Source organism: Paraburkholderia gardini, from assembly GCF_907164575.1.
GTDB lineage: Bacteria > Pseudomonadota > Gammaproteobacteria > Burkholderiales > Burkholderiaceae > Paraburkholderia > Paraburkholderia gardini.
This window is the reverse complement of sequence record NZ_CAJQYY010000029.1, coordinates 47,045-69,357: the sequence shown is the minus strand read 5'-3', so window position 1 is coordinate 69,357 and position 22,313 is coordinate 47,045. Positions and strand designations below refer to the sequence as shown.

Here is a 22,313-nt window from a genome sequence, read left to right as displayed (position 1 = left end):
AGCGCTTCATACGAAGAGGTCGTCAGAGCGGAGGCGCTGTCCAGTTGCCCGCTTCCGGACGCTGGGTAATACGCTCGACGGGAGTCGCTGCCTGCTCTGATATCAGATTGCAAAGCAGGTCGGCGAACGGTTCGATATTCCCAAAGGTGCTGGCCTGTTCGAGCGCGTCCAGGTAAGCCTTGCGCGACTGGACGGTCACGATTGTCCATGGGTAGCCGCCCGTGGTCAGCATGAAGTTCATGATGAATCGTGACAACCGCCCGTTACCGTCCATGTACGGGTGAATGAAAACGAAAATGAAGTGGCCCAGCACGGCTCTGACGCCGGGGTGGTCTTCGTTTTCCAGCAGGTCCATCAAAGCTGGCATGCATTCCCGTACGGCCTCCGGAGAGGGCGGCACGTGAAGGGCATTACGGATGAAAACCTGATTGTTGCGAAAACCGGCCAGGTCTCCTGCATTGAGAATACCGGCCTGCACACTGGGCGAAAAAAGCGTCACATACCATTGAAAGAAGTCGGCGCTAAAGGCTCCCGCCGGTTTCAGCCCTTCTTTCATCACGCGGCCGATGAGCGCCTTGACGTGGCTGTGCGTTTCCGCGTAACCCTTTGCTGCCATGGCGTCTCTGGTCTGCCGGTCTCCCGGATGCGTGAGCGGGCTCCAATGGCCATTACGGGCCTTTTCTATCAGCTCCGCGCTGACCCGGTAACCTTCGATGGACAGCGAATGGTATGCGTCCGCGACGTAGCGGGCGGCGATGTCGGCGAGCAGGCTGTCCGCATCGGGTAATTCCCGCATCGGAACGTTCTCAAACCGCTTGAGGACAGTCTCGCGCATCGTTGACCACATCGCATTGATGCGCAGAACGTAGGGAGATTCGTTGCGTCGTCCGCTAATTTGCGCAAGAGGCCGCTCGAACGGATTGTTCTCCGTTGTCGTGTACATAGCGGCCTTCATGGTGGTGAGCAACTGGTTTGCGTCGGCCGCGCGCCCTGCGGCCCTGAGCGCGCCGGCCAGCCGGCCAGCAACCTGACTGTGCCCGCCCTCGAGCAGGCGTGCGATGAGCAGCGAGATGTCGACTTGCCGCATCGCAATCTGGGCGGCCATCTCATGCTGGGTAAAAAACGTCGGGTTGACGCGAATCAGCGCGTCAGGCAACGGCATAAGTAGTAGTCCACTAGCGGCCGGGGCTCGCGAGGTGGCGAGTTGCGGTTCCGAAATACGGTAGAGAAACAGGGAGCAGCCATGTGGTAGTCCCTGCAGCTGGTTGTTGGCTTTCGGTGACTGCAGCTGTAGCTGTTTCGCAATGCTGGTATGACCGCTGTGCTTCAGAACTGATAGTTCTGCACTGAGTTGCCAGTCGCCATCGAAGCGCGAGTTGGCGTACGCCGCGACAAAGACCTCCATGTTGGCGTACCAGTGTGTCGAATCGCCGTCAGCATCCTCTGGATTGTTCGCGAGATACCATCCCTGGATGACCTGCTTCAGGAACCCGGCCTTGACCAGTCGTTCCCGGTGAGTGCGAGTGAGCGAGGGCATGGCCGACGGTTGGAAGACCCGGAAGCCCTGGTCCTGCAACGCCTTGAGTACCCTCAGAGAGTCCGCCAGTTTTTCGTTGGGTGCCGCCATTTTGTTCGCTCACGTAAATTCACTATTTTTACGCTTCATGATATCACTAGAATTTCGACATTCAATATCACTATTTTTTTGTCATTCAATATCACTATTATTCTGTCGCACACCAGCTGGCGCCGCGTTGTTTCAATGACCGCCTGCTCCCGCCGCTGCCGCGCCGCCGGCGTTGCCGGGCTTCGTCACCCAGATGAGCGGCACGATGATGATAAAGATCACCGCGGACAGCCAGAAGATATCGTTCAGCCCCAGCATCGCCGCCTGCGTGTTCAGCGAACGCTCGAAGAACGCCATCGTCTGCGCGCTGCTGCCACCCAGTACGCCTTGCAGTGAATCGATTGCGCCCGTGAAGTTCGGGTTGTTCACGCTCGTCTGTTCGACCAGTTGCGCGTGATGCAGGATCGTGCGGTTGTTCCAGCCCGTCGTCACCAGCGAAGTGCCCACGGCGCCCGCGAACACGCGCACGAAGTTCGACAGGCCCGCCGCGGCCGGAATCCTGTCCTGCGGCAGACCGGACAGGATGATCGCGGTGAGCGGCACGAAGAAGAGCGCCGTCGGAATGCCCTGCAACAGCGTCGGCAGCACCAGGGTGAACGTATCGACACCGGTCGTGTAATGCGAGCGCATGAAGAACACCGCGGCGAAGCCGAGAAACGCCAGCGTGGCGAGTACCCGCGCATCGGACTTCGGCATGATCTTCGCCATCACCGGCGCGAGAATCACCGCGAAGATGCCGAGCGGCGCCGTCACGAGACCTGCGTCGACCGAGCGATAGTTCAGATAACCCTGCATCCATTGCGGCAGGATCACGAGGTTCGAGAAGAACACCCCATACGCCACCGAAATCGCCACCGTGCCGCCGAGGAAATTACGCCCCTTGAAGAGCTTGATGTCGACGATCGGATTCTTCTCCGTCAACTCCCAGATCACGAAGAACGCGAAGCTGACGACGGCAAACACCGTCAGCGCGACGATCACCGGCGAATGGAACCAGTCGAGGTCCTTGCCCTTGTCGAGCATGATCTGCAGCGAGCCGACCCATGCGATCAGCGAAAGCAGTCCGACCTTGTCGATGGGCAGCTTGCGCGTCGGCGTTTCGCGGGTGCGGTAGATGAACCACGTCACGCCGGCCGCGAAAATACCCACCGGAATGTTGATATAGAAAATCCACGACCACGAGTAGCTGTCCGTGATCCAGCCGCCGAGCGCGGGGCCTGCGATCGGGCCGACGGTTGCCGTCATCGCCCACAAGGCGAGCGCGTGCGAGCTCTTTTCCTTCGGATACGAGCCGAGCAGGATCGCCTGCGACAGCGGAATCAGCGGACCCGCCACCGCGCCTTGCAGAATCCGCGCGCCGAGGAGGACCGGCAGCGTCGGCGCGATGCCGCACAGCCACGACGACATCACGAAAAGCAGGATCGCCCACACGAACAGCCTGATCTGCCCGACGCGTTGCGTGAGCCAGCCGGTCAGCGGAATCGCGATCGCATTCGCGGCGGCGAAGAGCGTAATGACCCACGTGCCTTCGTCGACCGAAACGCCGAGGTTGCCGGAGATCGTCGGAATCGCCACATTCGCGATCGATGAATCGAGCACGTTCATGAACGTGGCCAGCGCCACGGCAAGGGTCGCGAGAACGAGCTTGCCACCGGTCAGGGGCGGGAGCGCGGCGGAATGCGTCGAGGGATTCATGTCGTCACCAGTCTGGGAGCCTGTCAGTCAGAAATTAGCGATTGCTTCTGACCTGTCAGATATTTGCAGCAAAAAAAATGGGTAGCTGAGATTAGCCGGCCTTGCGCTTTGACGCAGACGAGGGGACGGTTGCGGCTGCCGCAACCGCGCGACCGGCCGGCATGTTCCGCGCGATGATCCGGGCGATTTCCGCGTCGGCCTGTGCGCCGTATTCAGCGAACACATCCGTGCGGTACGACGTGTTCTGCGCCGCGCCGAGTTGCGTGCCGGTTTCGTCGTGCGTATCGACTTCGACGTCCATCGAAAGGCCGATGCGAAGCGGATGCGCGGTCAGTTCCGCCTGATCGAGCTGGATCCGCGCCGGCAGACGTTGCACGACCTTGATCCAGTTGCCGGTCGCGTTCTGCGCGGGCAACACGGCGAACGCGGCGCCCGTGCCGGCGGAGAAACCCACTACGCGGCCGTGATACTTCACCTTCGAACCGTAGGCGTCGGCGGTCAGCGTCACCGGCTGGCCGATGCGCATGTGCTTCAGTTGCACTTCCTTGAAGTTCGCGTCGACCCACACGCCGTTCAGCGGCACGATTGCCATCAGCGGCGTGCCAGGCGCCACGCGCTGGCCGACCTGCACCGAGCGGCGCGCGACGTAGCCCGTGACCGGCGCCGGCAGCGTGTTGCGTGCGTAGTTGAGGTACGCGTCGCGCACCTTCGAAGCGGCGGCCTGCACGTTCGGATGCTGTTCGATCGACGTGTGGTCGGTGAGCGCGTGGTTCGCTTCGGCCTGCTGGCGGGCGGCGTCGAGCGCGGCCTGCGCGGCGTTCACGGCATCGCGGGCATGGGCGATGTCTTCACCGGATACCGCGCCCGTGCCGGCCACGGCCTGACGGCGCTTCAGGTCGTCTTCGGCGCGGGCGAGATCGGCGGCGCGCTGGGCGACCGTTGCGGCATAGAAGTCGTTGTTGACGTAAAGGCCACTCACCTGACGCACGGTCTGGCCGAGCACGGCTTCCGCGTTGCCCAGCGCGACTTTCGCATCGGCGTCGTCGAGCGTGACAACCGGGTCGCCCTGCTTCACGATCTGCGTGTCGTCGGCATTGACCGCGACGACCGTGCCGCTAACCTGCGGCGTGAGTTGCACGAGGTTGCCGCTGACGTAGGCGTCGTCCGTCGATTCATGAAAGCGTCCGACGGTGTAGTAGTACGCGCCCCACCCCGCGCCCGACACCGCGATCGCGGCGGCGAGCAGCGAGAGCATCAGCTTGCGCTTGCCCGGGCTCTCCACGCTAGCCTGTTCCGGTTGGTCTTCCGCCGTCTTCCGGCCGGTTGTGATCGTGTCGCTCATGTTGATTCTCCTGACTGGTTTCGTGAACGTGTCGCGCGGTGGCCGTTATTGGGCGGTGGCAGTGACGGTGGCCTGAGCTACGAATGCCGTGCTGGTCGTGCTGCCGGCTGTATTGGCGGCGCTGGCTGCATCGGATGACGTGTCGGTGTAGCCGCCGCCCAGCGCGACGGCGAGTGCGATCTGCTGGTCGCGACGGCTCATCTTGAGGTTCGCGACGGCCTGATCGGCGGCGAGCGCGTTCATGTCGGCGTTGAGCACCGTCAGCTGGTTCGTGAGCCCGGCCTTGTACTGCGTGAGCGCGAGCTGATCGGCGCGGCGCGCGTTGTCCTGGGCGATCTGCGCATCGACAAGCTGCGCATCGGTCGAGCGGACTTCGGCGAGTTGCGTCGCGACTTCCGAGAGCGCGGTGACGAGCGTCTGGTTATAGGTGGCGACCGCGTAGTCGAAGTCGGCGTAGCGGCCCTTCAACTGCGCGCGCAGCTGACCGCCGTCGAAGATCGGCAGATGGATCGCCGGGCCCGCCGACACGGTGCGGCTTGCCGCCGTCAGGAAGCGGCCGAAGCCGAACGCATCGAGGCCGATCGCGGCGGACAGGTTGATGTCCGGATAGAACTCGGCCTTCGCGGACTTCACTTCGTGCGTGATGGCATCGACGCGCCAGCGGGCGGCGGTCAGATCCGGGCGACGGCTCACGAGGTCGGCCGGCAGGTTGTCCGGCAGGTTCACGTCGTCGCCGACACCGGGCGTCGGGCGGGCAATCGCAAGGCCACGGTCCGGACCGGCACCGAGCAGTGCGGCGATCTGGTAGCGCGTCGTGACGATGTTGCCGTCGATCGCGGTCAGTGCCGCGCGGCTCGTCGCGAGGTTCGCCAGCGCCGTCTTGCGCTCGACTTCCGTGTCGAGGCCCGTCGCGATCCGGTCTGCCGTAATGCGATCGATCTGCGTGCGCTGATCGATCTCCTGCTGGGCGATGTCGCGCAGCACATAAAGGCGCGCGAGCTGGTTGTACGAGCGTGCAATCGATGAGGTCAGCGTGAGGCGCACGACTTCGGCATCGGCAACGCTTGCCTGCACTTCGGAGGTCGACGCCTTCAGCGCTTCGCGGTTCTTGCCCCACAGGTCCAGATCGTACGAAGCGTTCAGCAGGCCCTTGTTCTCCGATTGCCAGGAACCGGCCACCGGCGGCGGCACGAGCGCCGTCCCCGAATACTGCTGGCGCGTGTACGAATACGTCGCGCCCACCTGCGGCAGCGTGTTCGCCTTCGCCGTTTCGCTATACGCCGAAGCCGCCGCGACGCGGGCACGCGCCTGTTCAAGCGTCGGGCTGCCCTTCAGCGCTTCGATAATCAGCATCTTCAGCTGCGCATCGCCGAACTGGTCGGCCCAACCGGCTGACGGCCAGTGTCCCGCTTCAGCCGGCAGGCTTCGCGCGGTCGCGAAGGCTTGCGGCTGCGCCATGTCCTTGTCGCTGTGAATGCCCGCGTAGTTCGCGCACGCCGACAGCACCGCGGCGAAAATCACGCTCACGCCGACCTTCACGATGCGCGTCATGGCTACGTTGCGATTTGGCTGTTCTTTCATTTTCTGACCTGTCAGATATATGAACAAAAAAAATGCCGCTCAGTCGGCGATGAATTTCAGCAGCAGACGCTGCATTTCCTTGAACTCAGCCTTCGTGAACGCTTTCAGGCGGTTGTTCAGCACGGCGGGCGCGATTTCGGGAATTCGCGCAGCAGTGGCCTCGCCTTTTTTCGTGAGCGTCAGATTGACGACACGACGGTCTTCGAGACTGCGCGAGCGTCCCAGAAACTGCTTCACTTCCAGCTTGTCGAGCATGCGTGTCATCAAGCCGGTATCGATGCCGAGCAGCTTCGATAATTCGAACGGCGTGGTGGCGGTGCCCCGCTTCATCGCGAGCAGGATACCCATTTGCTGGCTCGTGATGTCGAGTTCCTTCAACGCGGCGTCCATCTCGTTGACCAGCAGGTTACGCGCCTTGTTGATCGCGAAACCAATGCTATGCGTCAGCGTAAAACCCTCTTTCGTGTAGTGATCCATTACCGCCACCTCCGTTGTTGAAAAGAACAATATCTGCAAAATCAGATACTGTCAAAATAAAATTGTAACAACGGGGGTGGACGGCGCGGCGCGCCTGTCCTAAGTGGCCGTCGCGGCGACCTTTTCGGCGAGTTTCGTGTCGTAGCTCGAGTGGACGTGGACGCGTTTTTTGTCCGGATACGCGTACGTGTACGCCTTGCGCAGTGCGAGCGACGCCTCGTGAAAGCCCGACAGAATGAGCTTCTGCTTGTTCGGATAGTTCGCCACATCGCCGACGGCAAAGATACCGGGGCGCGACGTTTCGTAATTCGACGTGTCGACGGTCAGCTTTCCCGCCACGCCCGCGATGCCCCAGTTCGCAATCGGCCCGAGGTCGGCGACGAGCCCGTACAGTGCGATCACGTGTTCGGCCTCCAGTTGCGCCGCGCCGCCGATCTGCTTCACCTCGATCGATTCGAGCGTGCCGCCCGGCGCGTTCAGCGCACCGATCGCACCGACCATGAAGTCCATTTCGCCGGCCTCGACGGCCCGCTGCATCTGCTCGACGCTCGATGCAGCCGCGCTGAAGCCGTTGCGTCGGTGAACCAGCGTGACGCGCCGCGCGACACCGCGCAGCGCCAGCGCCCAGTCGAGCGCCGAATCGCCGCCGCCGGCGACGACCACGGTGCGGCCGGCAAACTTCGCGATATCCGGCACGCTGTAATGCACGTGACGCCCTTCGAGCGGCGTGGCTTCATCGAGCGCGATGCGCTGTGGCACGAACGCGCCGTTGCCGGCGGCGAGCATGATCGCGGCGACATCGAAGACACGCCCGCGATGCGTCGTGACGGTCCAGCGCCGGTCCTCGCGCTGCTCGACGGTTTCGACGCGTTCGTCGAGATGAACCGGCACATCGAACGGACGGATCTGCTCCATCAGACGATCGACCAGCTCGCGCGCCGTACATGAAGGAATCGCCGGAATGTCGTAGATCGGCTTGTCGGGATACAGCTCGATGCACTGGCCGCCGACGCGCGGCAGCCCGTCGACGATGTGGCACGACAAGCCGACGACACCTGCTTCGAACGCTGCAAAGAGGCCAACCGGCCCCGCGCCGACGATCAGCACGTCGGTACTCAGCGGGCCGCTCACCGCGCCGTTCACTTCGACACTCATTCTGGACTCCTGTAGCCGGGCGCACGGATCACGCGCCGATGGGCCCAACATACAGAAGCGACCTGCCACAGGCAACCAAGACACCACGCCCGGTAAGGCCGTGCGGCGGCCAGCGACGCTCAGGAATTGCACCATCTACAGCCAGTTGGGAATCGGGCGGCCAAAATCGTCGATAATGTTGGGCTTTCGTCCTTCAAAAGAACCTGCACGTGACTTCGCCTTCTTCCTCGAACACTTCGACTTCCCGTAAATCCCTCACGCTCATGCAGATTCTCGGCATCATGGCGGCCGTCGGCATCATCGGTTCCCTGCTGGCGAATGCGCTGATCCAGTAAGCGCACCCCACAGCCATGTACAAAAAAGGCGTAGCGGTCGAAATCCAGTTTTCTGCGGAGCGGCTCAACGATGGTGCGGGCGACCCGTACTGGATCGACCTGACAGCACAGGAAGCGCAGCAGTTGCTGCACGCGCTTCAGACGCGGCTCGCGGTGAGCGAAGCGGGAACAGCTGCGCCGCTCGTCGTGAGCCTCGATGAAGCGCCCGCGGTTCAGGGCGCGGCGACGCACACGGAGCCCGAGGCTTCATCAGCTGATGAATTCAAGCAATGGGTGTGCGTGATCTGCGGCTGGATCTATGACGAAGCCGCAGGCGCACCCGACGACGGCATCGCGCCCGGCACGCGCTGGGCCGATATCCCCGACGACTGGCGCTGCCCGCTTTGCGATGTGGGCAAGGAAGACTTTGCGCTGGTGGAGTTCTGATGCCCATTTGCGCCTGTGCACATCGCGCATGCGCACAGGCATGACTCGCGACCGTGGACCGCGAGAGAAGCCACTTCCCGCTCACCGCGCGGCATCACCCCAGCGATACTCGACGGTCGCATCGTCGAGCTTCGCCTTGAGCGTTGCATCGAGCGTGAGATCGGCGGCGGCGAGCGTGTCGGTCAGTTGATCGGGCCGGCTCGCGCCGATGATCGCCGACGTGATGCGCGGATTCGCGAGCACCCAGGCCACCGATGTCTTCGTCAGCGATTCGCCGGTTTGCGCGACGATGTCGCGCAGCGTATCGATGGTTTCGAATTCGCGCTTGTGCCAGTAACGCTCCTGATACATCGCACCCGCCTTGCCCACCGTGTTCGTGAAGCGCCCTGCCGCCGGCGGCGCATCGTGCCGATGCTTGCCCGTGAGCAGTCCGCCCGCGAGCGGGTTGTACGGAATCACCGCGAGATTTTCTTCACCGGCAAGCGGCAGCAGCTCGCGCTCGATCTGCCGGAACAGCAGGTTGTAACGCGGCTGAAGCGACACGAAGCGCGCGACGCGCAGCACGTCGGCGCGGCCCAGCGCCCGCGCCAGCCGGTACGCGAGAAAATTCGACACGCCCACATAACGCGCCTTGCCCGAACGCACGATGATGTCGAGCGCTTCGAGCGTTTCGTCGAGCGGCGTTTCGGCGTCGTCGGAATGCAGCTGGTACAGGTCGACGTAATCCGTGCCCAGCCGGCGCAGCGATGCATCGATCGCATCGAGCAGATGCTTGCGCGAGGCGCCCTGGTCCCACGACGACGGACCGACCTGGCCCACCGCCTTGGTCGCGAGAATGTAGCGATCGCGCCGGCCCTTGAGCCACCGGCCGACGATTTCCTCCGTGCGGCCAGCCTGCTGCTCGCCGCCGCCCAGCGGATAGACGTCGGCGGTATCGATGAAATTGACGCCCGCTTCACTCGCCGTATCGAGAATGCCGTGCGCGACATCTTCTTCGGTCTGCAAGCCGAACGTCATCGTGCCAAGGCACAGGCGCGATACAGTCAGGCCTGTGCGACCGAATTTGCAATATTGCATGACATGGCTCTCCTTATGTGCAGGTTGCGGGGCGCGTCGGATGCGCAAAAGAAAAAGAATAGCCGTTAAGCCGCGAGCGCGTGGCGGCATCCTCCCCTGCGTTACGAAATCCTTGCGATGGGGAATAAAGCATGCACTGTTACCGTTCGCATCACGTGCAACGTCACACGCCTTTCATCTTTCATTCAGGACGGCAGCCATGACCCGAAGCAAGCCTTCAAACAGTCTCCGACGCGTGCTGCGCACGAGCATGCTCTGTGCCGTGCTCGCGCTCCCGGCGACGAGCGCATGGGCCAATGCGTTCGAACTGTCGTCGCCCGGCACGATGGACGGCGCGACGCTCGATTCGAGCCACGCCGCCGACGCGCAGAACTGCGGCGGCAAGAACGTCTCGCCGGCACTGCAATGGCGTAACGCGCCCGCGGGCACGAAGAGCTTTGCCGTCGGGATTTTCGATCCCGACGGCGCGAAAGGTCTGGGTGTCGTGCACTGGCTGATGTACGGCATGCCGGCGTCGACGACGTCGCTCAGCGAGGGCACGCCGCCCGCGGTCAGCGTCGGCGGCACGAACCGGACGGGACACACCGGTTACTACGGTCCGTGCCCGCCGATGGGCGAGATCGCGCATCACTACATCGCGCAGGTCTGGGCGCTCGACCTGCCGCCCGATGCCCTGCCCGCCGGCCTCACGCGCGACGCGCTCCTCGCCGCGATGAAGGACCACGTGCTGGCCGCCACGAGCATCGTGCTGCGCTATGGGCGCTAGCGGCGCCTGCAAATGGCCTCCGCGCGGCTTTACGCGTCTTGACCCCACTAGCGCAAAAGACACTACCCATAAAAGGCCCAGCGCGTACAATTTATCGATGACCAACCCGAATTGACGTGCCGTGAGTGTTCCAGAAAAACAGAATCCGCCGGATGCAGGGCAGACACCGCGAACACGCGCGCATGACATGGAGCGAGCCATGAAAACCGATTCGACCAGCGAACGGCCACGCAGAAAGCAGCCCTCCAAAGCGATGCTGAATTTCCTCACCGTACTGGTCGGGCTCGCTGTGCTGGCCGTGGGGCTCGCCTATCTGATCCTCAACGAAGTGCCCGTTTTCGCCATCCCGCTCGTGGTGACGATGCCGGTGATCGCCGCCGTCGCGTTCCGGAACATCTGGGATTGAGCGCGGCAGGAAACAATGTTTTGCCGGCAGCCGCACGCGCGGCTGCACCCACGATTGCGCCCGCAGTTATGCCCGCAGTTATGCCCGCAGTTATGCCCGCAGTTATGCCCGCAGTTATGCCCGTCACGCCAGCCGCCCCCTCGATGCGCCGAAACCGGGCTCGCCGCCGGGCTTCGCTCAACCATCCGCCGCCCGCCCGCCAGGCCCGCGCCAGCCCGCGCGCGCCTCGCTTGCCTTCATCTCGCTGACACATTTTCCTCAAGTTCCCCTTCATCGCGGTCGATATAGCAGGATAACGGGGAAAACATTCAGGAAGACGAGGGGCTGAGTCATGGGGAACATGTCGCCGTCATCCAGCCAGCGGCAGCCGTCGGGGGAAAGTTTGCTTCGCGCGGCGCGGGAAAACGGCATTACCCGCGCGTGGGCCTGGTACCGCGCGGGCGAGCAGTTGCACCTTGCCTGTGCGGGCGGCACGTCGCAGGCGTGGCCACGCTTTATCGGCGAGGACGACCTTGCGCTTGCCTGTGCGACGCATCGCTGGCACGCGCGACCGACCGGCCGGGGTGAAGGCGTGCTCGGCTGGCTGCTGACCGGTGTCGAACACGCCGACGACCCTGCATTCACGGAATTCGCCCGCCATATCGGCGAAGAAGTGCAGGCCGAAGCGCTCGCGCGCGCGCAGAACGTGCAGCGCGTGCTGTACGACATCGCCTATCTCGCCAGTTCGATCAGCGACCGCACGGCGTTTCTGCACGCCGTTCACGCGCGCCTCGGCACGCTGATCGACGCCGAGAACTTCTACCTCGCGCTGTACGACCCGGCGACGAGCATGGTGACGTATCCGTACTACGTCGACGTGATCGACACGGATGCCGTCGATCCCGGCCACATGGACCGCGTCGATCCCGAACGCCTTTCGCTCACCGGTCGCGTGATCACCACCGGCCAGCCGCTTCTGATCGGCGCCGAGGGCATCGCCGCGGCCGAGGCCGCCGGCCACTTTCGTTGCGTCGGGCGGCGTCCGGAATTCTGGATGGGCGCGCCGCTCAAGAACGCGTCGGACCAGGTGATCGGCATGGTGGCGATGCAGGTCTACGACGTTTCGCGCATCTATACCGCCGAAGACCGCGCGCTGTTTCTGGTCGTCGCACGCCACGTGGCGATGGCGCTCGACCGTATCCTGCACCGCGTCGATCTCGAACAGCAGGTCGCCGTGCGTACCGCCGAACTCTCGAAGCTGAACGACACGCTGCGCCTCGAGATCGCCGAGCGCAAACGCGCGGAGCATCTGCAGGCAGCGCTCTTCGAGATCACCGGGCTGTCGAGCCAGTCCGTCGAAATCGGCGATTTTTTTCGAAGCCTGCATGAGATCGTCGGGGGCCTGCTATACGCGCACAACTTCTACATCGCACTCTACGATTCGTTTACCGGTGAGGTCACTTTCCCGTATTACGTCGACGAAAAGGTGCGCGACTGGCCCGCGCCGCGCAGCGGCAAGCGCGGTTTCACCGAATATCTGATCCGTCAGGCCGTGCCCCGCCTGATCCACCGGGACGACGCCATCCGGCTCGTCGAGCGCGGTGAAATCGAGTACGAAGACATCCTGCTGCAATCCTGGCTCGGCATTCCGCTCTTCGACCGCGACACGGTGTGCGGCGTGCTCGTCGTGCAAAGCTATACACCGCGCGTGCGCTACGACGCGCACGATCAGGAAGTGCTGACATTTGTGTCGCGTCACATCGATACGGCGCTCGCGCGCCGCCGCGCAGCCGCCGCGCAGCAGGCCGCGAATCTCGAACTCGAGGCGCGCGTGCATGAGCGCACGCGCGAGCTCGACGACGCCAACGCGCGGCTTCTGCACGAAAACTTTCACGACGCGCTGACCGGCCTGCCGAACCGCGCGCATCTGCGCCAACGGCTCGAAAGCGCGTGGCATGCGCACTGCACGGAAGGCGCGGCGTTGTCGGTGCTGTTTATCGACCTCGACCGCTTCAAGGTCGTCAACGACAGCCTCGGCCATCATTTCGGCGACGCGCTGCTGGTTCAGGTGGCCGCGCGCCTGCGCGACTGCATGCGCCGCGACGACCTGCTTGCGCGCCTCGGCGGCGACGAATTCGCGGTCATGGTGCCAGGCGCGCCGTTGCAGGTGGTGCTCGCGATGACGGAACGGATCCTCGCCGCGTTCGACGAGCCGTTCAACATCGGCGAACACGTGGTGTTTTCGACGTGCAGCGTCGGCATCGTGGACGCGGACAGCAATTTTCATTCGGCGCCCACCGATCTGCTGCGCGACGCCGATACCGCCATGTATCGTGTGAAGAATCGCGGCCGCGACAGCTTCGCGGTGTTCAACCAGGCGTTGCGCCGGGAGCTGTCGGACCAGATCGAAACGGAAGGCGCGCTGCGCCAGGCGCTCAATCGCGAGGACGAACTGCTGCCGTATTTCCAGCCGATCGTCGATGTGAAAACGGGCCGGCTCGTCGCGCTCGAAGCGCTGGTCCGCTGGCGCCAGCCGAACGGCGATATCTGGGCGCCGGGACGTTTTCTGCCGGCCGTCGAAGGGCTGAAGCTGCTCGGACGGCTCGACATGTACATGCTCACGCGCGTCTCGGAGATCCTTGCCGAGGCCGCTCACGCGGACTGGCCGCCAGTGCATGTGAACCTGTCGAGCTACAGCATCACGCGCCCCGAATTCGCCGACGAGGTGCTCGAACTACTGGGCCGTCATGACGTGCATCCGTCGCGCATCTCGCTGGAATTGACCGAGAGCGCGCTGATCGCCGAGCCGGACCTGGCGCGCACGACGATGCAAAAGCTCGCGAAAAACGGCATGTCCGTGGTGCTGGACGATTTCGGCACCGGTTTTTCGTCGCTGAGCTACGTGCATCAATACCACTTCAGCGGCCTGAAAATCGACAAGTCGTTCGTGCTCGAACTGACGTCGAGCGCGCGTAGCCGCGCGATCGTGCGCGCCATCGTGCGGATGGCCGAATCGCTGGAACTGGACGTCGTCGCCGAAGGTGTCGAGGACGAAGCGACGCTCGCGGTGCTGCGCGGCATCGGCGCATCGCAGGTGCAGGGCTATCACCTCGCGCGGCCGATGTCGCTGGACAATCTGATGCGCTCTCCGCTCGCGCCGGGAAGGCGCACCGTGGAGCAGTAGCGTCCCGGCACACGATCCCGTGCTCAGCAGCCCTGACCGCTCGCCATCCTGCTCATCGCGTCTTTTATTTCCTCGGGCGTGACGTCGCGCTTGTGCGTCGCAACAGACCAGCGGTGCCCGAACGGGTCTTCGAGCTGTCCGTAGCGGTCGCCCCAGAACATGTCGGCCGCGGGCATCGTGATCGTCGCGCCGGCTGCCGCGGCCTGCTGCATCACGGCGTCCGCGTCCTCGACGTACAGGTGGATCGTCACCGGCGTGCCTTTCAGCGTTTTCGGCCCGACCATGTGATAGTCGGGTGCTTCATCGACGAGCATGAGCACGGCGTCGCCGATCCGCACGGTCGCGTGCATCAGCTTGCCGTCCGGCCCGGGCAGTCGCACCAGCTCGACGGCATTGAACGCTTTCCTGTAGAACTCGATGGCGTCGGCGGCGCCCGCGCAGATCAGATGCGGCGTGATCGAATGCATTCCCTCCGGAACGGGTTTGACGGGGGTGGTCATGGTTGCGGCTCCTTCCTTGGGTTGGTGTAAGGAGGCCATGACAAGCGCTGCGCCTCCTTCTCCACGACGGGCGGCCGCCCTGCGAATCGACACCGCCCGGGAATTTTTTTGACCGCCCGCCGGCCCGTTCCGTTCGCCCTCAGCGCGTGGCGCCAGTCGTTCACCATCGTGCCGCCGGCGATGCGCGCTGCGCATCGGCAGGGTTTGCCCGGCAAAAACGTCTCGCTGGCCTGCGACGCTAAACCCGTTCGAAGAAATCGAACGTCTGCGTCGAAACCATCGCATGGCAAATCGGGCGCCGAAGACAACAATGTCTTCACACCCTCCTCTTTCAAGGAAAACATCATGACCCGATTCACAGGCAAGACCGTACTCGTCACCGGCGGCAACAGCGGCATGGGCCTCGCGACCGCACAGGCATTCGCCGCTGAAGGCGCACGCGTCGTCATCACCGGCCGCGATGCGGCCTCGCTCGAAGCAGCACAGGCGACGCTCGGCGCCGGTGCAATCGCGATCCGCAACGACGCGGGTTCGGTCGCGGCCGCGCGGGAGCTGGCCGCGCGCATCAAGGCCGAAAACATCACGCTGGATGCAGTGTTCATCAACGCGGGCATCGCCCGGTTCGCGCCGCTCGCGGATGTAGCGGAGTCGATGTGGGACCAGACGTTCGACGTCAACGTCAAAGGCCCCTTCTTCCAGATTCAGGCGCTCACGCCGTACCTGAACCACGGCGCCTCGATCGTGCTGAACGGTTCGATCAACGCGCACATCGGCATGCCCGCCTCGTCCGTCTATGCGGCCAGCAAGGCCGCGATCATTTCGCTCGCGAAAACGCTTTCGGCCGAACTGCTGCCGCGTGGCGCGCGCGTGAACGTGATCAGCCCGGGCCCGATCGCCACGCCGCTCCACGGCAAGCTCGGGTTCGACGCCGAAGCGCTCGCCAGCACGGCGGAACAGATCAGGAGCCAGGTGCCGCTCGGCCGCTTCGGTACGACGGCGGAAATCGCCGCGACGGTACTGCATCTCTCGTCGAGCGAATCGGCGTTTATCGTCGGTACCGAAATCGTGATCGATGGCGGCATGAGCCAGCTTTAAACCCGCGGCAGGCCGGCCGTCACGGCCGGCTTGCAACGCAGCGTCGGCACTCCATCTGCCCTGACGAATAGCACAGGACGACACGATCAGTCCCCAGGGTTTCCATCCACAACATGTCGGGCGCATTTCTGCCGATAACACATGGAGGCATGGTTGTTTTATCCATCGTTCAGTACAGGGCACACGAGGTTGCCGCAATGCAAACACTTAGCTTTCGCAAGAAACTCTGGTTGCCACTGGTCATCAGCCTGCTCGCGCTACTGCTCGTCTCGGTGGCCGCCGCGTGGCAGTCGCGGCAGACGCGCATCGAGGAGCGCAAGAACGATCTCGTCAACGTCGCGCATATTGGTCTGAGCATTGTCACCGAATACGCGGCGCTCGCGAAAAGCGGTGCGCTCACCGAAGAAGAAGCGCGCAAACAGGCACTCGACCGTCTGCGTGACGTGCGTTACGGCGAAGACGGTTACTTCCTCGTTCTCGATTCGACGCCGCGGATGGTGATGCATCCGATCAAACCCGCCACGAACGGCAAGGACCTGCGCAACAGTGCGGACGCCGACGGCCGTCACCACTACGTGGCGTTCGCGGCGGTCGCGCAGCGGCCCGAAGGCGGCTTTGTCGATTATGTGTTCGCGCGCCCTCATGCGAAAGACAAAACAGCGGTCGACAAGATCGGCTACGTCGTGCGCTACGCGCCGTGGGACTGGATCATCGCGACCGGCGCCTACGTCGACGACATCGACGCCGCGCTGGTGCGTTCGCTGTGGTTCGCGGCCGGCGTGTTCGTCGTGCTGGCGACGCTCCTTGCGACCTTCGTCGCGTTCACGAATCGCAGCATCCAGCGCACGATCGGCGGCGATCCGGCCAGCGCCGCGCGGGTCGCCGATTCGATCGCGGCAGGCGATCTCACGGTTGCGATCGAAACGCGCAGCGACGACACCGCGAGCCTGATGCTGGCGATGCGCGGCATGCGCGATGCGCTGGCCGGCACGATCGGCCAGATTCGCGATTCCGCCGACCAGGTCGCCACGGCTTCGCGCGAAATCGCCACCGGCAACGCCGATCTTTCCGCACGCACCGAAAACCAGGCCGCATCGCTCGAAGAAGCGGCCTCGAGCATGGAGGAGATCACCTCGATGCTGCGCCAGACCGCCGATCACGCGGGCACGGCCAGCCAGCTCGCGAGCGGCGCCGTGCAGATCGCCGATCGCGGCGAGACGATGGTGATGGAGGTCGTCACCGCGATGCGCGATATCTCGGACGAATCGCGCAAGATGGAAGACATCGTCGGTGTCATCGAAGGCATCGCGTTCCAGACCAACATCCTCGCGCTCAATGCCGCCGTCGAAGCGGCGCGGGCGGGCGAAGAGGGACGCGGCTTCGCGGTGGTCGCGGGCGAAGTGCGCACGCTTGCGCAGCGCAGCGCGACGGCGGCGAAGGAAATCCGCGCGCTGATCCAGAGCGCGGTCGGCAAGGTGGGCACGGGCGCTGCGCTCGTCGAACGCACAGGTGAGACGATCCAGCAGACGCGCACGGCGATTGCGCGTGTCACGGACGTCGTGCAGGAAATCGCGGCGGCCGCGGCGCAGCAGAGCACGGGTGTCGAGCAGGTCAACTCCGCCGTCGCGCAGATGGATACGATGACACAGCAAAACGCCGCGCTCGTCGAAGAGGCCGCGGCAGCCGCGGAGTCGCTCGAGGAACAGGCGCGGCAGCTGCAGGCCGTGATCGTGAGTTTTCGCACCGGACACGCCGATACGAACGATGGATGGCACGGCATGCATGCTGCCGGCGCGACGCCGAAGCCGGCGCTTCGCGAGAATCACGCGCGCCGGCAGGTGCCTGTGCAGGTCGCAGGCGTCGCCCTCATGCGCCGCGGCGTGCGCGGCTGACCGGTGCAGGCAGATCACAGGCAAACCGGTCGGCCGCGCGCGGCGAACGATACAGACGACACACGCGGATCTATCGTGAAGCCGGATGGTCCTTGCTGCGCAGCGTAGCGGGCACACCGTAGAGCACGAGCAACGCACACACGAGGCTCGTTGCGCCGATGACATACAGCGCCGGCGTCGTGCTGCCGGTCAGGTCCCTGATGCGTCCCACCATCACCGGGCTCACGATGCCGCCGAGTTGCCCGAGCGTGTTGATGAGCGCGATGCCGCCGGCCGCGCCGGCACCCGTCAGGAGCTTCGGCGGAAGCGCCCAGAACGCGGGAATCGACGCCACCACGCCCGCCCCCATCACGCCGAGCGCGACGATCAACCAGGTTGTCTGCCGGTCGAAATAGCCGGCCGCGAAGAACCCGATCGCAGCCATCACCAGCAGCCCGCAGACAAACTTGCGCCGCTCCCCCGTCGCATCCGACATGCGCCCCACCACGACCATGCAGATCGCGCCGCACAGATACGGCACGGCAGTCAGCAGACCGATGACCGTCGGATTCTGCGTGCCGGCGGCATGGATCAGATGCGGCGCCCAGAAATTCAGCCCGTACGACGCGACCTGGATCAGGAAATAGATCAGACCCAGCATGAGAAAACCGGGCGTCCTGATAGCGCCGCCGAGCGAATGACCGCCGGTATGGTGCGGTTGCTGCTGCGCGACACGTGCGGACAGGTACTGCTTTTCAGCACCGGAGAGCCAGGGCGCGTCTTCGATACGGTCCTTCAGCACCTTGAGCACGAGCACACCAAGCAGCACGCATGGCAGGCCGCCCAGCAGAAACAGCCAGTGCCAGCCCGGCAGACCCCACGTGCCGCTCAGGTGTGCAAGCACGAGCCCCGACAGCGGTGCGCCGACCAGCCCTGAAAACGCCGACGCCAGAAACAGCAGCGACGTGATGCGGCCGCGATAACTGGCAGGGAACCAGAGCGTCAGGTAATACAGCACGCCCGGCGCGAACCCCGCTTCCATCGCGCCGATGAGAAAGCGCAGCCCGTAAAACTGCCACTCGGTGTGGACGAACACCATCGCCGCCGTCGCAAGCCCCCACGAAATCATGATGCGGGCGATCCAGCGCCGTGCGCCGACCTTGTACAGCAGCATGTTGCCCGGCACTTCGAAGAGCACATAGCCGATCACGAAGAGACTGGCGCCGAGACCGTACGCGGTGTCGGTGAATCCAAGATCGTGCTGTAACTGGAACTTCGCGAAGCTGATGTTGATCCGGTCGAAGAACGCGAACAGATAGCAGATCATGATCAACGGCATCAGTCGCACGGCAACCTTGCGGATGATCGAGTGGGTTTCCTGCCCGGTTTCCGGAATCTGCCCGGCTTCGTGATCCCGAGGATTGCCGAGGGCGCTTATGTCGCTCATGTTTGTCTCCATGCCGGACTCGCGCGTACGCGGTCCGGTCGAATGTGAATGGAAAGGTGGGAATAGCGTTAAACGATGCTGCGAACGTAGTCCGGCACGGGATGCACGTCGCAATTGCGGCCGGCTTTCGCCAGTTGCCCTGGCACCTCGTGACCGAGCAGCGCGGGCAGCGCACGCGACAGCTCGAGCAGCTTCACGAGATCGACGCCAGTCGGAATGCCCATCTCGTCGCACAGGTTGACGAGATCTTCCGTACAGATGTTGCCCGACGCGCCCGGCGCAAACGGACAGCCGCCCAGACCGCCAAGCGCCGCGTCGAAACGGCGTGCGCCTGCTTCATACGCGGCCAGCACGTTCGCAAGACCCAGGCCGCGCGTGTTGTGAAAGTGCAGTGTCAGCGCGTCAGGGCCGATGCGTTCGAGCACGCGCGTGACGATGCGCGTCACCTGACGCGGATTCGCCATGCCGGTGGTGTCCGCGAGCGTCACGCCCTGCAGGCCGAGTTCGAGATACGTGTCGACGGCCGCCATCACACGGTCTTCGTCGATCGCACCTTCGAACGGACAACCGAACGCCGTCGCCACCGTGCCGTTCAGCGACACATGCGAACCCCTGACGAGGTTCACGATATCGCCGAAGCCCGCGAGCGACTGCTCGCAGCTCATGCGCATGTTCGCGCGGTTGTGCGTCTGGCTCGCGGACATCACGAGATTCAGTTCGTCGGCGCGTGCGGCGACCGCGCGCTCCGCGCCCTTCACGTTCGGAACCAGCGCAACGTAGATCACATCGCGATGCCGCTCGATGCAATGAAACACCGCGTCGCCGTCACGTAGTGCCGGGATAGCTTTCGGCGAGACAAACGAGCCGGCCTCGATACGCGAAAATCCGGCGCTTGAGAGCTGGTCGATCAACGCGACCTTGTCGCCGGTTTCGACCCACGTCGGCTCGATTTGCAGCCCGTCGCGCGGTGCGACTTCCTGCACGATCAGCGCGTCGTGCAACAGGTTGAGCGCGGCGTTCATTGCACTGCTCCCGCGCTGCGCAACTGCTCGATTTCAAGCGCGCTAAAGCCGAGGTCCGCCAGCACCGGGCCGGTGTGTTCGCCCAGCGCCGGGCCTTGCCAGCGCACCGCGCCCGGTGTGTCAGAGAGCTTCGGCACGATGCCCGGCATCCTGACCGGCGTGCCGTCCGGCAGGCTCGCCTGCAGCAGCATCTCGCGCGCCGCGTAATGCGGATCGGCGACGATGTCGGCGATCGAATAAATGCGCCCGGCCGGCACCTGGGCCCGTTCGAGCGCGGCCAGAATGTCGCTGGTCGAATGATGCGAGGTCCACGCGGCGATCGCCGCGTCGAGCATCGTGCTTTGCATGACACGGCCGTCGTTGTGCGCAAGCGCCGGGTCATCGGCGAGATCGTCGCGCCCGATCAATTGCATCAGGCGCCGGAAAATCGGATCGCTGTTGCCCGCGATCACGACGTAGCCGCCATCTTCGCTGCGATACGTGTTCGATGGCGCGATGCCCGGCAGCGCGCCGCCGCTGCGTTCGCGCACGTGTCCGAGCAGATCGTATTCGGGCACGAGGCTTTCCATCAGGTTGAACACGCTCTCCACCAGCGACACATCGACAACCTGGCCGTCGCCCTGCCCCGTCTTCACACGCAACACCGACATCAGCGCGCCGATCACGCCGTGCAGCGAAGCGAGCGAATCGCCCAGACTCACGCCGACGCGTGCCGGCGCGCCGTCCACGTCGCCTGTCGTGTAGCGGATGCCGCCCATTGCCTCGCCGATCGCACCAAATCCCGGACGGTCGCGATACGGGCCGGACTGACCGTATCCGGAGATGCGCACCATCGTGAGTTTGGGGTTGATGCCGTGCAGCACGTCCCAGCCGAGACCGAGCCGTTCGAGCGCGCCGGGGCGCAGGTTTTCGATGACGATATCGGCGTCGGCCGCGAGACGTTTGACGACCGAGACGCCTTCCGTGGACTTCAGGTTCACGCAGATCGATTTCTTGTTGCGCGACTGCAGATACCACCACAGCGACGTGCCTTCGTGCAGCTTGCGCCATTTGCGCAGCGGATCGCCGCCGTCCGGCGCTTCGATCTTGATGACTTCCGCACCGAATTCGGCCAGCATCCTGGCGGCGAACGGCGCGGCGATCAGGGTGCCGATTTCGATGACCCGAATACCCTTCAAGGGACCACTCATGATGCTGTCTCCCGACCATGTTTCGTATGGGAGACAGGTTATGGGCGACGTGGATGCGGCGTCCAACCGCAATCCGGCAACGAGCGTTCGCCAAACGCGAACGCTCGCAAGCAGCGCGGCTCAGGTGCCGGGCGCCACGCCCATGCGGGCTTCGACGGTGCCCAGATGATCGAACAGCAGGCGGCTCACGGGCGACAGCGCGTCGGGATCGCGCACGACGATCAGCAGGCTGCGCGCGGCCCACGGTTCATCGAGCGTCACGGCGGTGAGCCCGAGCGAGCGGCCGATCGCGTTGTACACGTGCAGCGGCAGCACGCCGACACCCATGCCCGCCTGCACCATCCGGCATACGGCATCGAAACCGGGCACGTGAATGCGCAGCCGCAACGGCTTGCCTGCCTGGCGCGCGGCGAGATGCGTGCGCATGTTGATCGAACTCGCGGCATGCAGGCCGACGTGGTCGCTGTCGAGCGTATCGGCGAACACCACGCTTTCGCGCGTGGCGAGCGGATGATCGTCGCGCATCACGATCACGAGCCGGTCGTGTCGATAGTGCGTGACGTGCAGGCCGCGCGTATCGGCGTCGCCCGAACAGATGCCGAGATCGACGAGGCTGTCGGCCACGCCGCTGATCACACCGCCGCTCGGGCGCTCCTCGAGTTCGATGCGCACGCGCTCGTTGCCCGCGAGAAACGCGCGCAGATCTTCCGGCAGGAATTCGACGATCGCCGAGAGGTTCGCCATCATCCGCACATAGCCGATCACCCCGCTCGCGTGCTCGGCGAGTTCCAGGCCGATGTTCTCGATATCGCGCAGCACGCGCCGTGCGTGATGCAGCAACGTCTCACCGGCTGCGGTCAGTTCCATGCCGCGCGCCTTTCTCACGAAGAGGGCGGAACCCACCGCATGTTCGAGTTCGAGCAGACGCTTGCTCGCGGCCGACACCGCAATCGCTTCGCGTTCGGCCGCGCGCGTGAGCGTGCGCTCCTCGTACACGGCCAGGAACAGTTGCAGCGACGTGAGATCGAGCTTTCTCAGGAGATTTGTCAGGGCCATGACCAGCGGTCGTAACGCGGAAAACCGCATTTTGACCTGAATCGGCGACGATCGTCTGTCGCTCGCGGGTTCGCATTGCTAT

20 protein-coding genes are annotated in these 22,313 nt (G+C 64.2%); 7 read left to right on the top strand and 13 right to left on the bottom strand.

Translation table 11 applies throughout. The features are described 5' to 3' along the window. Window positions 1-22: 22 nt before the first annotated feature. The 6 genes from LPA34_RS21995 to LPA34_RS21970 all read right to left on the bottom strand — a co-directional run bounded on the left by LPA34_RS21995 (window position 23) and on the right by LPA34_RS21970 (window position 7,877). Window positions 23-1,627 carry a Fic family protein gene (locus tag LPA34_RS21995; RefSeq protein ID WP_228982203.1) on the bottom strand — a complete coding sequence of 535 codons (1,605 nt, stop codon included), beginning with the start codon at window positions 1,625-1,627 and terminating at the stop codon, window positions 23-25. Between the two features lie 132 nt (window positions 1,628-1,759). Next, window positions 1,760-3,322 (bottom strand): DHA2 family efflux MFS transporter permease subunit, encoded by a 1,563-nt coding sequence (locus LPA34_RS21990; protein WP_228982200.1) that lies wholly within the window; start codon window positions 3,320-3,322, stop codon window positions 1,760-1,762. A gap of 91 nt (window positions 3,323-3,413) precedes the next feature. Continuing rightward, window positions 3,414-4,664 carry an HlyD family secretion protein gene (locus LPA34_RS21985; protein ID WP_228982198.1) on the bottom strand — a complete coding sequence of 417 codons (1,251 nt, stop codon included), beginning with the start codon at window positions 4,662-4,664 and terminating at the stop codon, window positions 3,414-3,416. Between the two features lie 45 nt (window positions 4,665-4,709). Next, a complete protein-coding gene (locus LPA34_RS21980; protein WP_228982196.1) occupies window positions 4,710-6,245 on the bottom strand; it encodes an efflux transporter outer membrane subunit in 1,536 nt (511 codons plus the stop codon). Window positions 6,246-6,284: 39 nt separating this feature from the next. Further along, window positions 6,285-6,722 carry a MarR family winged helix-turn-helix transcriptional regulator gene (locus tag LPA34_RS21975; protein ID WP_228982194.1) on the bottom strand — a complete coding sequence of 146 codons (438 nt, stop codon included), beginning with the start codon at window positions 6,720-6,722 and terminating at the stop codon, window positions 6,285-6,287. Between the two features lie 99 nt (window positions 6,723-6,821). Then, entirely contained in the window at window positions 6,822-7,877 is a 1,056-nt protein-coding gene (locus LPA34_RS21970; RefSeq protein ID WP_228982189.1) for an NAD(P)/FAD-dependent oxidoreductase, read from the bottom strand. Between the two features lie 209 nt (window positions 7,878-8,086). Here LPA34_RS21970 and LPA34_RS26900 point away from each other — a divergent pair, with 209 nt between their 5' ends. Together LPA34_RS26900 and LPA34_RS27010 are read left to right on the top strand one after the other, a co-directional pair. Further along, entirely contained in the window at window positions 8,087-8,212 is a 126-nt protein-coding gene (locus LPA34_RS26900; protein WP_267478097.1) for a hypothetical protein, read from the top strand. Between the two features lie 15 nt (window positions 8,213-8,227). Continuing rightward, window positions 8,228-8,638, top strand: a complete 411-nt coding sequence (locus tag LPA34_RS27010) for a rubredoxin (RefSeq protein ID WP_228982188.1) — start codon at window positions 8,228-8,230, stop codon at window positions 8,636-8,638. Window positions 8,639-8,719: 81 nt separating this feature from the next. Here LPA34_RS27010 and LPA34_RS21960 read toward each other — a convergent pair whose 3' ends face one another. Then, window positions 8,720-9,715 carry an aldo/keto reductase gene (locus LPA34_RS21960; protein WP_228982187.1) on the bottom strand — a complete coding sequence of 332 codons (996 nt, stop codon included), beginning with the start codon at window positions 9,713-9,715 and terminating at the stop codon, window positions 8,720-8,722. A 199-nt stretch (window positions 9,716-9,914) separates the two neighbouring features. Between LPA34_RS21960 and LPA34_RS21955 the strand changes: the two genes are divergently transcribed. The 3 genes from LPA34_RS21955 (at window position 9,915) to LPA34_RS21945 (ending at window position 14,050) form a co-directional block, all read left to right on the top strand. Continuing rightward, window positions 9,915-10,481 carry a YbhB/YbcL family Raf kinase inhibitor-like protein gene (locus LPA34_RS21955; RefSeq protein ID WP_228982183.1) on the top strand — a complete coding sequence of 189 codons (567 nt, stop codon included), beginning with the start codon at window positions 9,915-9,917 and terminating at the stop codon, window positions 10,479-10,481. A 199-nt stretch (window positions 10,482-10,680) separates the two neighbouring features. Then, window positions 10,681-10,887: a hypothetical protein gene (locus LPA34_RS21950; protein WP_228982181.1), complete on the top strand. Its 207-nt coding sequence runs from the start codon at window positions 10,681-10,683 to the stop codon at window positions 10,885-10,887. A 340-nt stretch (window positions 10,888-11,227) separates the two neighbouring features. Beyond that, window positions 11,228-14,050 (top strand): bifunctional diguanylate cyclase/phosphodiesterase, encoded by a 2,823-nt coding sequence (locus tag LPA34_RS21945; protein WP_228982179.1) that lies wholly within the window; start codon window positions 11,228-11,230, stop codon window positions 14,048-14,050. A gap of 23 nt (window positions 14,051-14,073) precedes the next feature. Here LPA34_RS21945 and LPA34_RS21940 read toward each other — a convergent pair whose 3' ends face one another. Both LPA34_RS21940 and LPA34_RS21935 read right to left on the bottom strand, forming a co-directional pair. Beyond that, window positions 14,074-14,550, bottom strand: a complete 477-nt coding sequence (locus LPA34_RS21940; RefSeq protein ID WP_228982177.1) for a VOC family protein — start codon at window positions 14,548-14,550, stop codon at window positions 14,074-14,076. After that, window positions 14,547-14,897, bottom strand: coding sequence for a hypothetical protein (locus tag LPA34_RS21935; RefSeq protein ID WP_228982175.1), 351 nt, complete (start codon window positions 14,895-14,897; stop codon window positions 14,547-14,549). Before LPA34_RS21935 ends, LPA34_RS21940 begins: the two co-directional genes overlap by 4 nt. Here LPA34_RS21935 and LPA34_RS21930 point away from each other — a divergent pair. Next, the gene (locus LPA34_RS21930; protein WP_228982173.1) at window positions 14,896-15,645 is read left to right on the top strand and encodes an SDR family oxidoreductase; all 750 of its coding nucleotides are present in this window, start codon (window positions 14,896-14,898) and stop codon (window positions 15,643-15,645) included. The two genes, LPA34_RS21935 and LPA34_RS21930, sit on opposite strands and share 2 nt — an antisense overlap. Before the next feature lie 197 nt (window positions 15,646-15,842). Next, on the top strand, window positions 15,843-17,537 hold the full coding sequence (locus LPA34_RS21925) for a methyl-accepting chemotaxis protein (protein WP_228982172.1): 1,695 nt from the start codon (window positions 15,843-15,845) through the stop codon (window positions 17,535-17,537). A gap of 70 nt (window positions 17,538-17,607) precedes the next feature. Here the strand turns inward: LPA34_RS21925 and LPA34_RS21920 are convergent, their stop codons facing one another. The 4 genes from LPA34_RS21920 to LPA34_RS21905 all read right to left on the bottom strand — a co-directional run bounded on the left by LPA34_RS21920 (window position 17,608) and on the right by LPA34_RS21905 (window position 22,231). Further along, window positions 17,608-18,963 (bottom strand): MFS transporter, encoded by a 1,356-nt coding sequence (locus tag LPA34_RS21920; RefSeq protein ID WP_228982171.1) that lies wholly within the window; start codon window positions 18,961-18,963, stop codon window positions 17,608-17,610. A 68-nt stretch (window positions 18,964-19,031) separates the two neighbouring features. Next, window positions 19,032-19,985 (bottom strand): hydroxymethylglutaryl-CoA lyase, encoded by a 954-nt coding sequence (locus tag LPA34_RS21915; RefSeq protein ID WP_228982170.1) that lies wholly within the window; start codon window positions 19,983-19,985, stop codon window positions 19,032-19,034. Then, a complete protein-coding gene (locus LPA34_RS21910) occupies window positions 19,982-21,175 on the bottom strand; it encodes a CaiB/BaiF CoA transferase family protein (RefSeq protein WP_228982169.1) in 1,194 nt (397 codons plus the stop codon). The genes LPA34_RS21915 and LPA34_RS21910 overlap by 4 nt, the downstream gene beginning before the upstream one ends. Before the next feature lie 120 nt (window positions 21,176-21,295). After that, on the bottom strand, window positions 21,296-22,231 hold the full coding sequence (locus LPA34_RS21905; protein ID WP_228982167.1) for a LysR family transcriptional regulator: 936 nt from the start codon (window positions 22,229-22,231) through the stop codon (window positions 21,296-21,298). Window positions 22,232-22,313 lie beyond the last annotated feature (82 nt).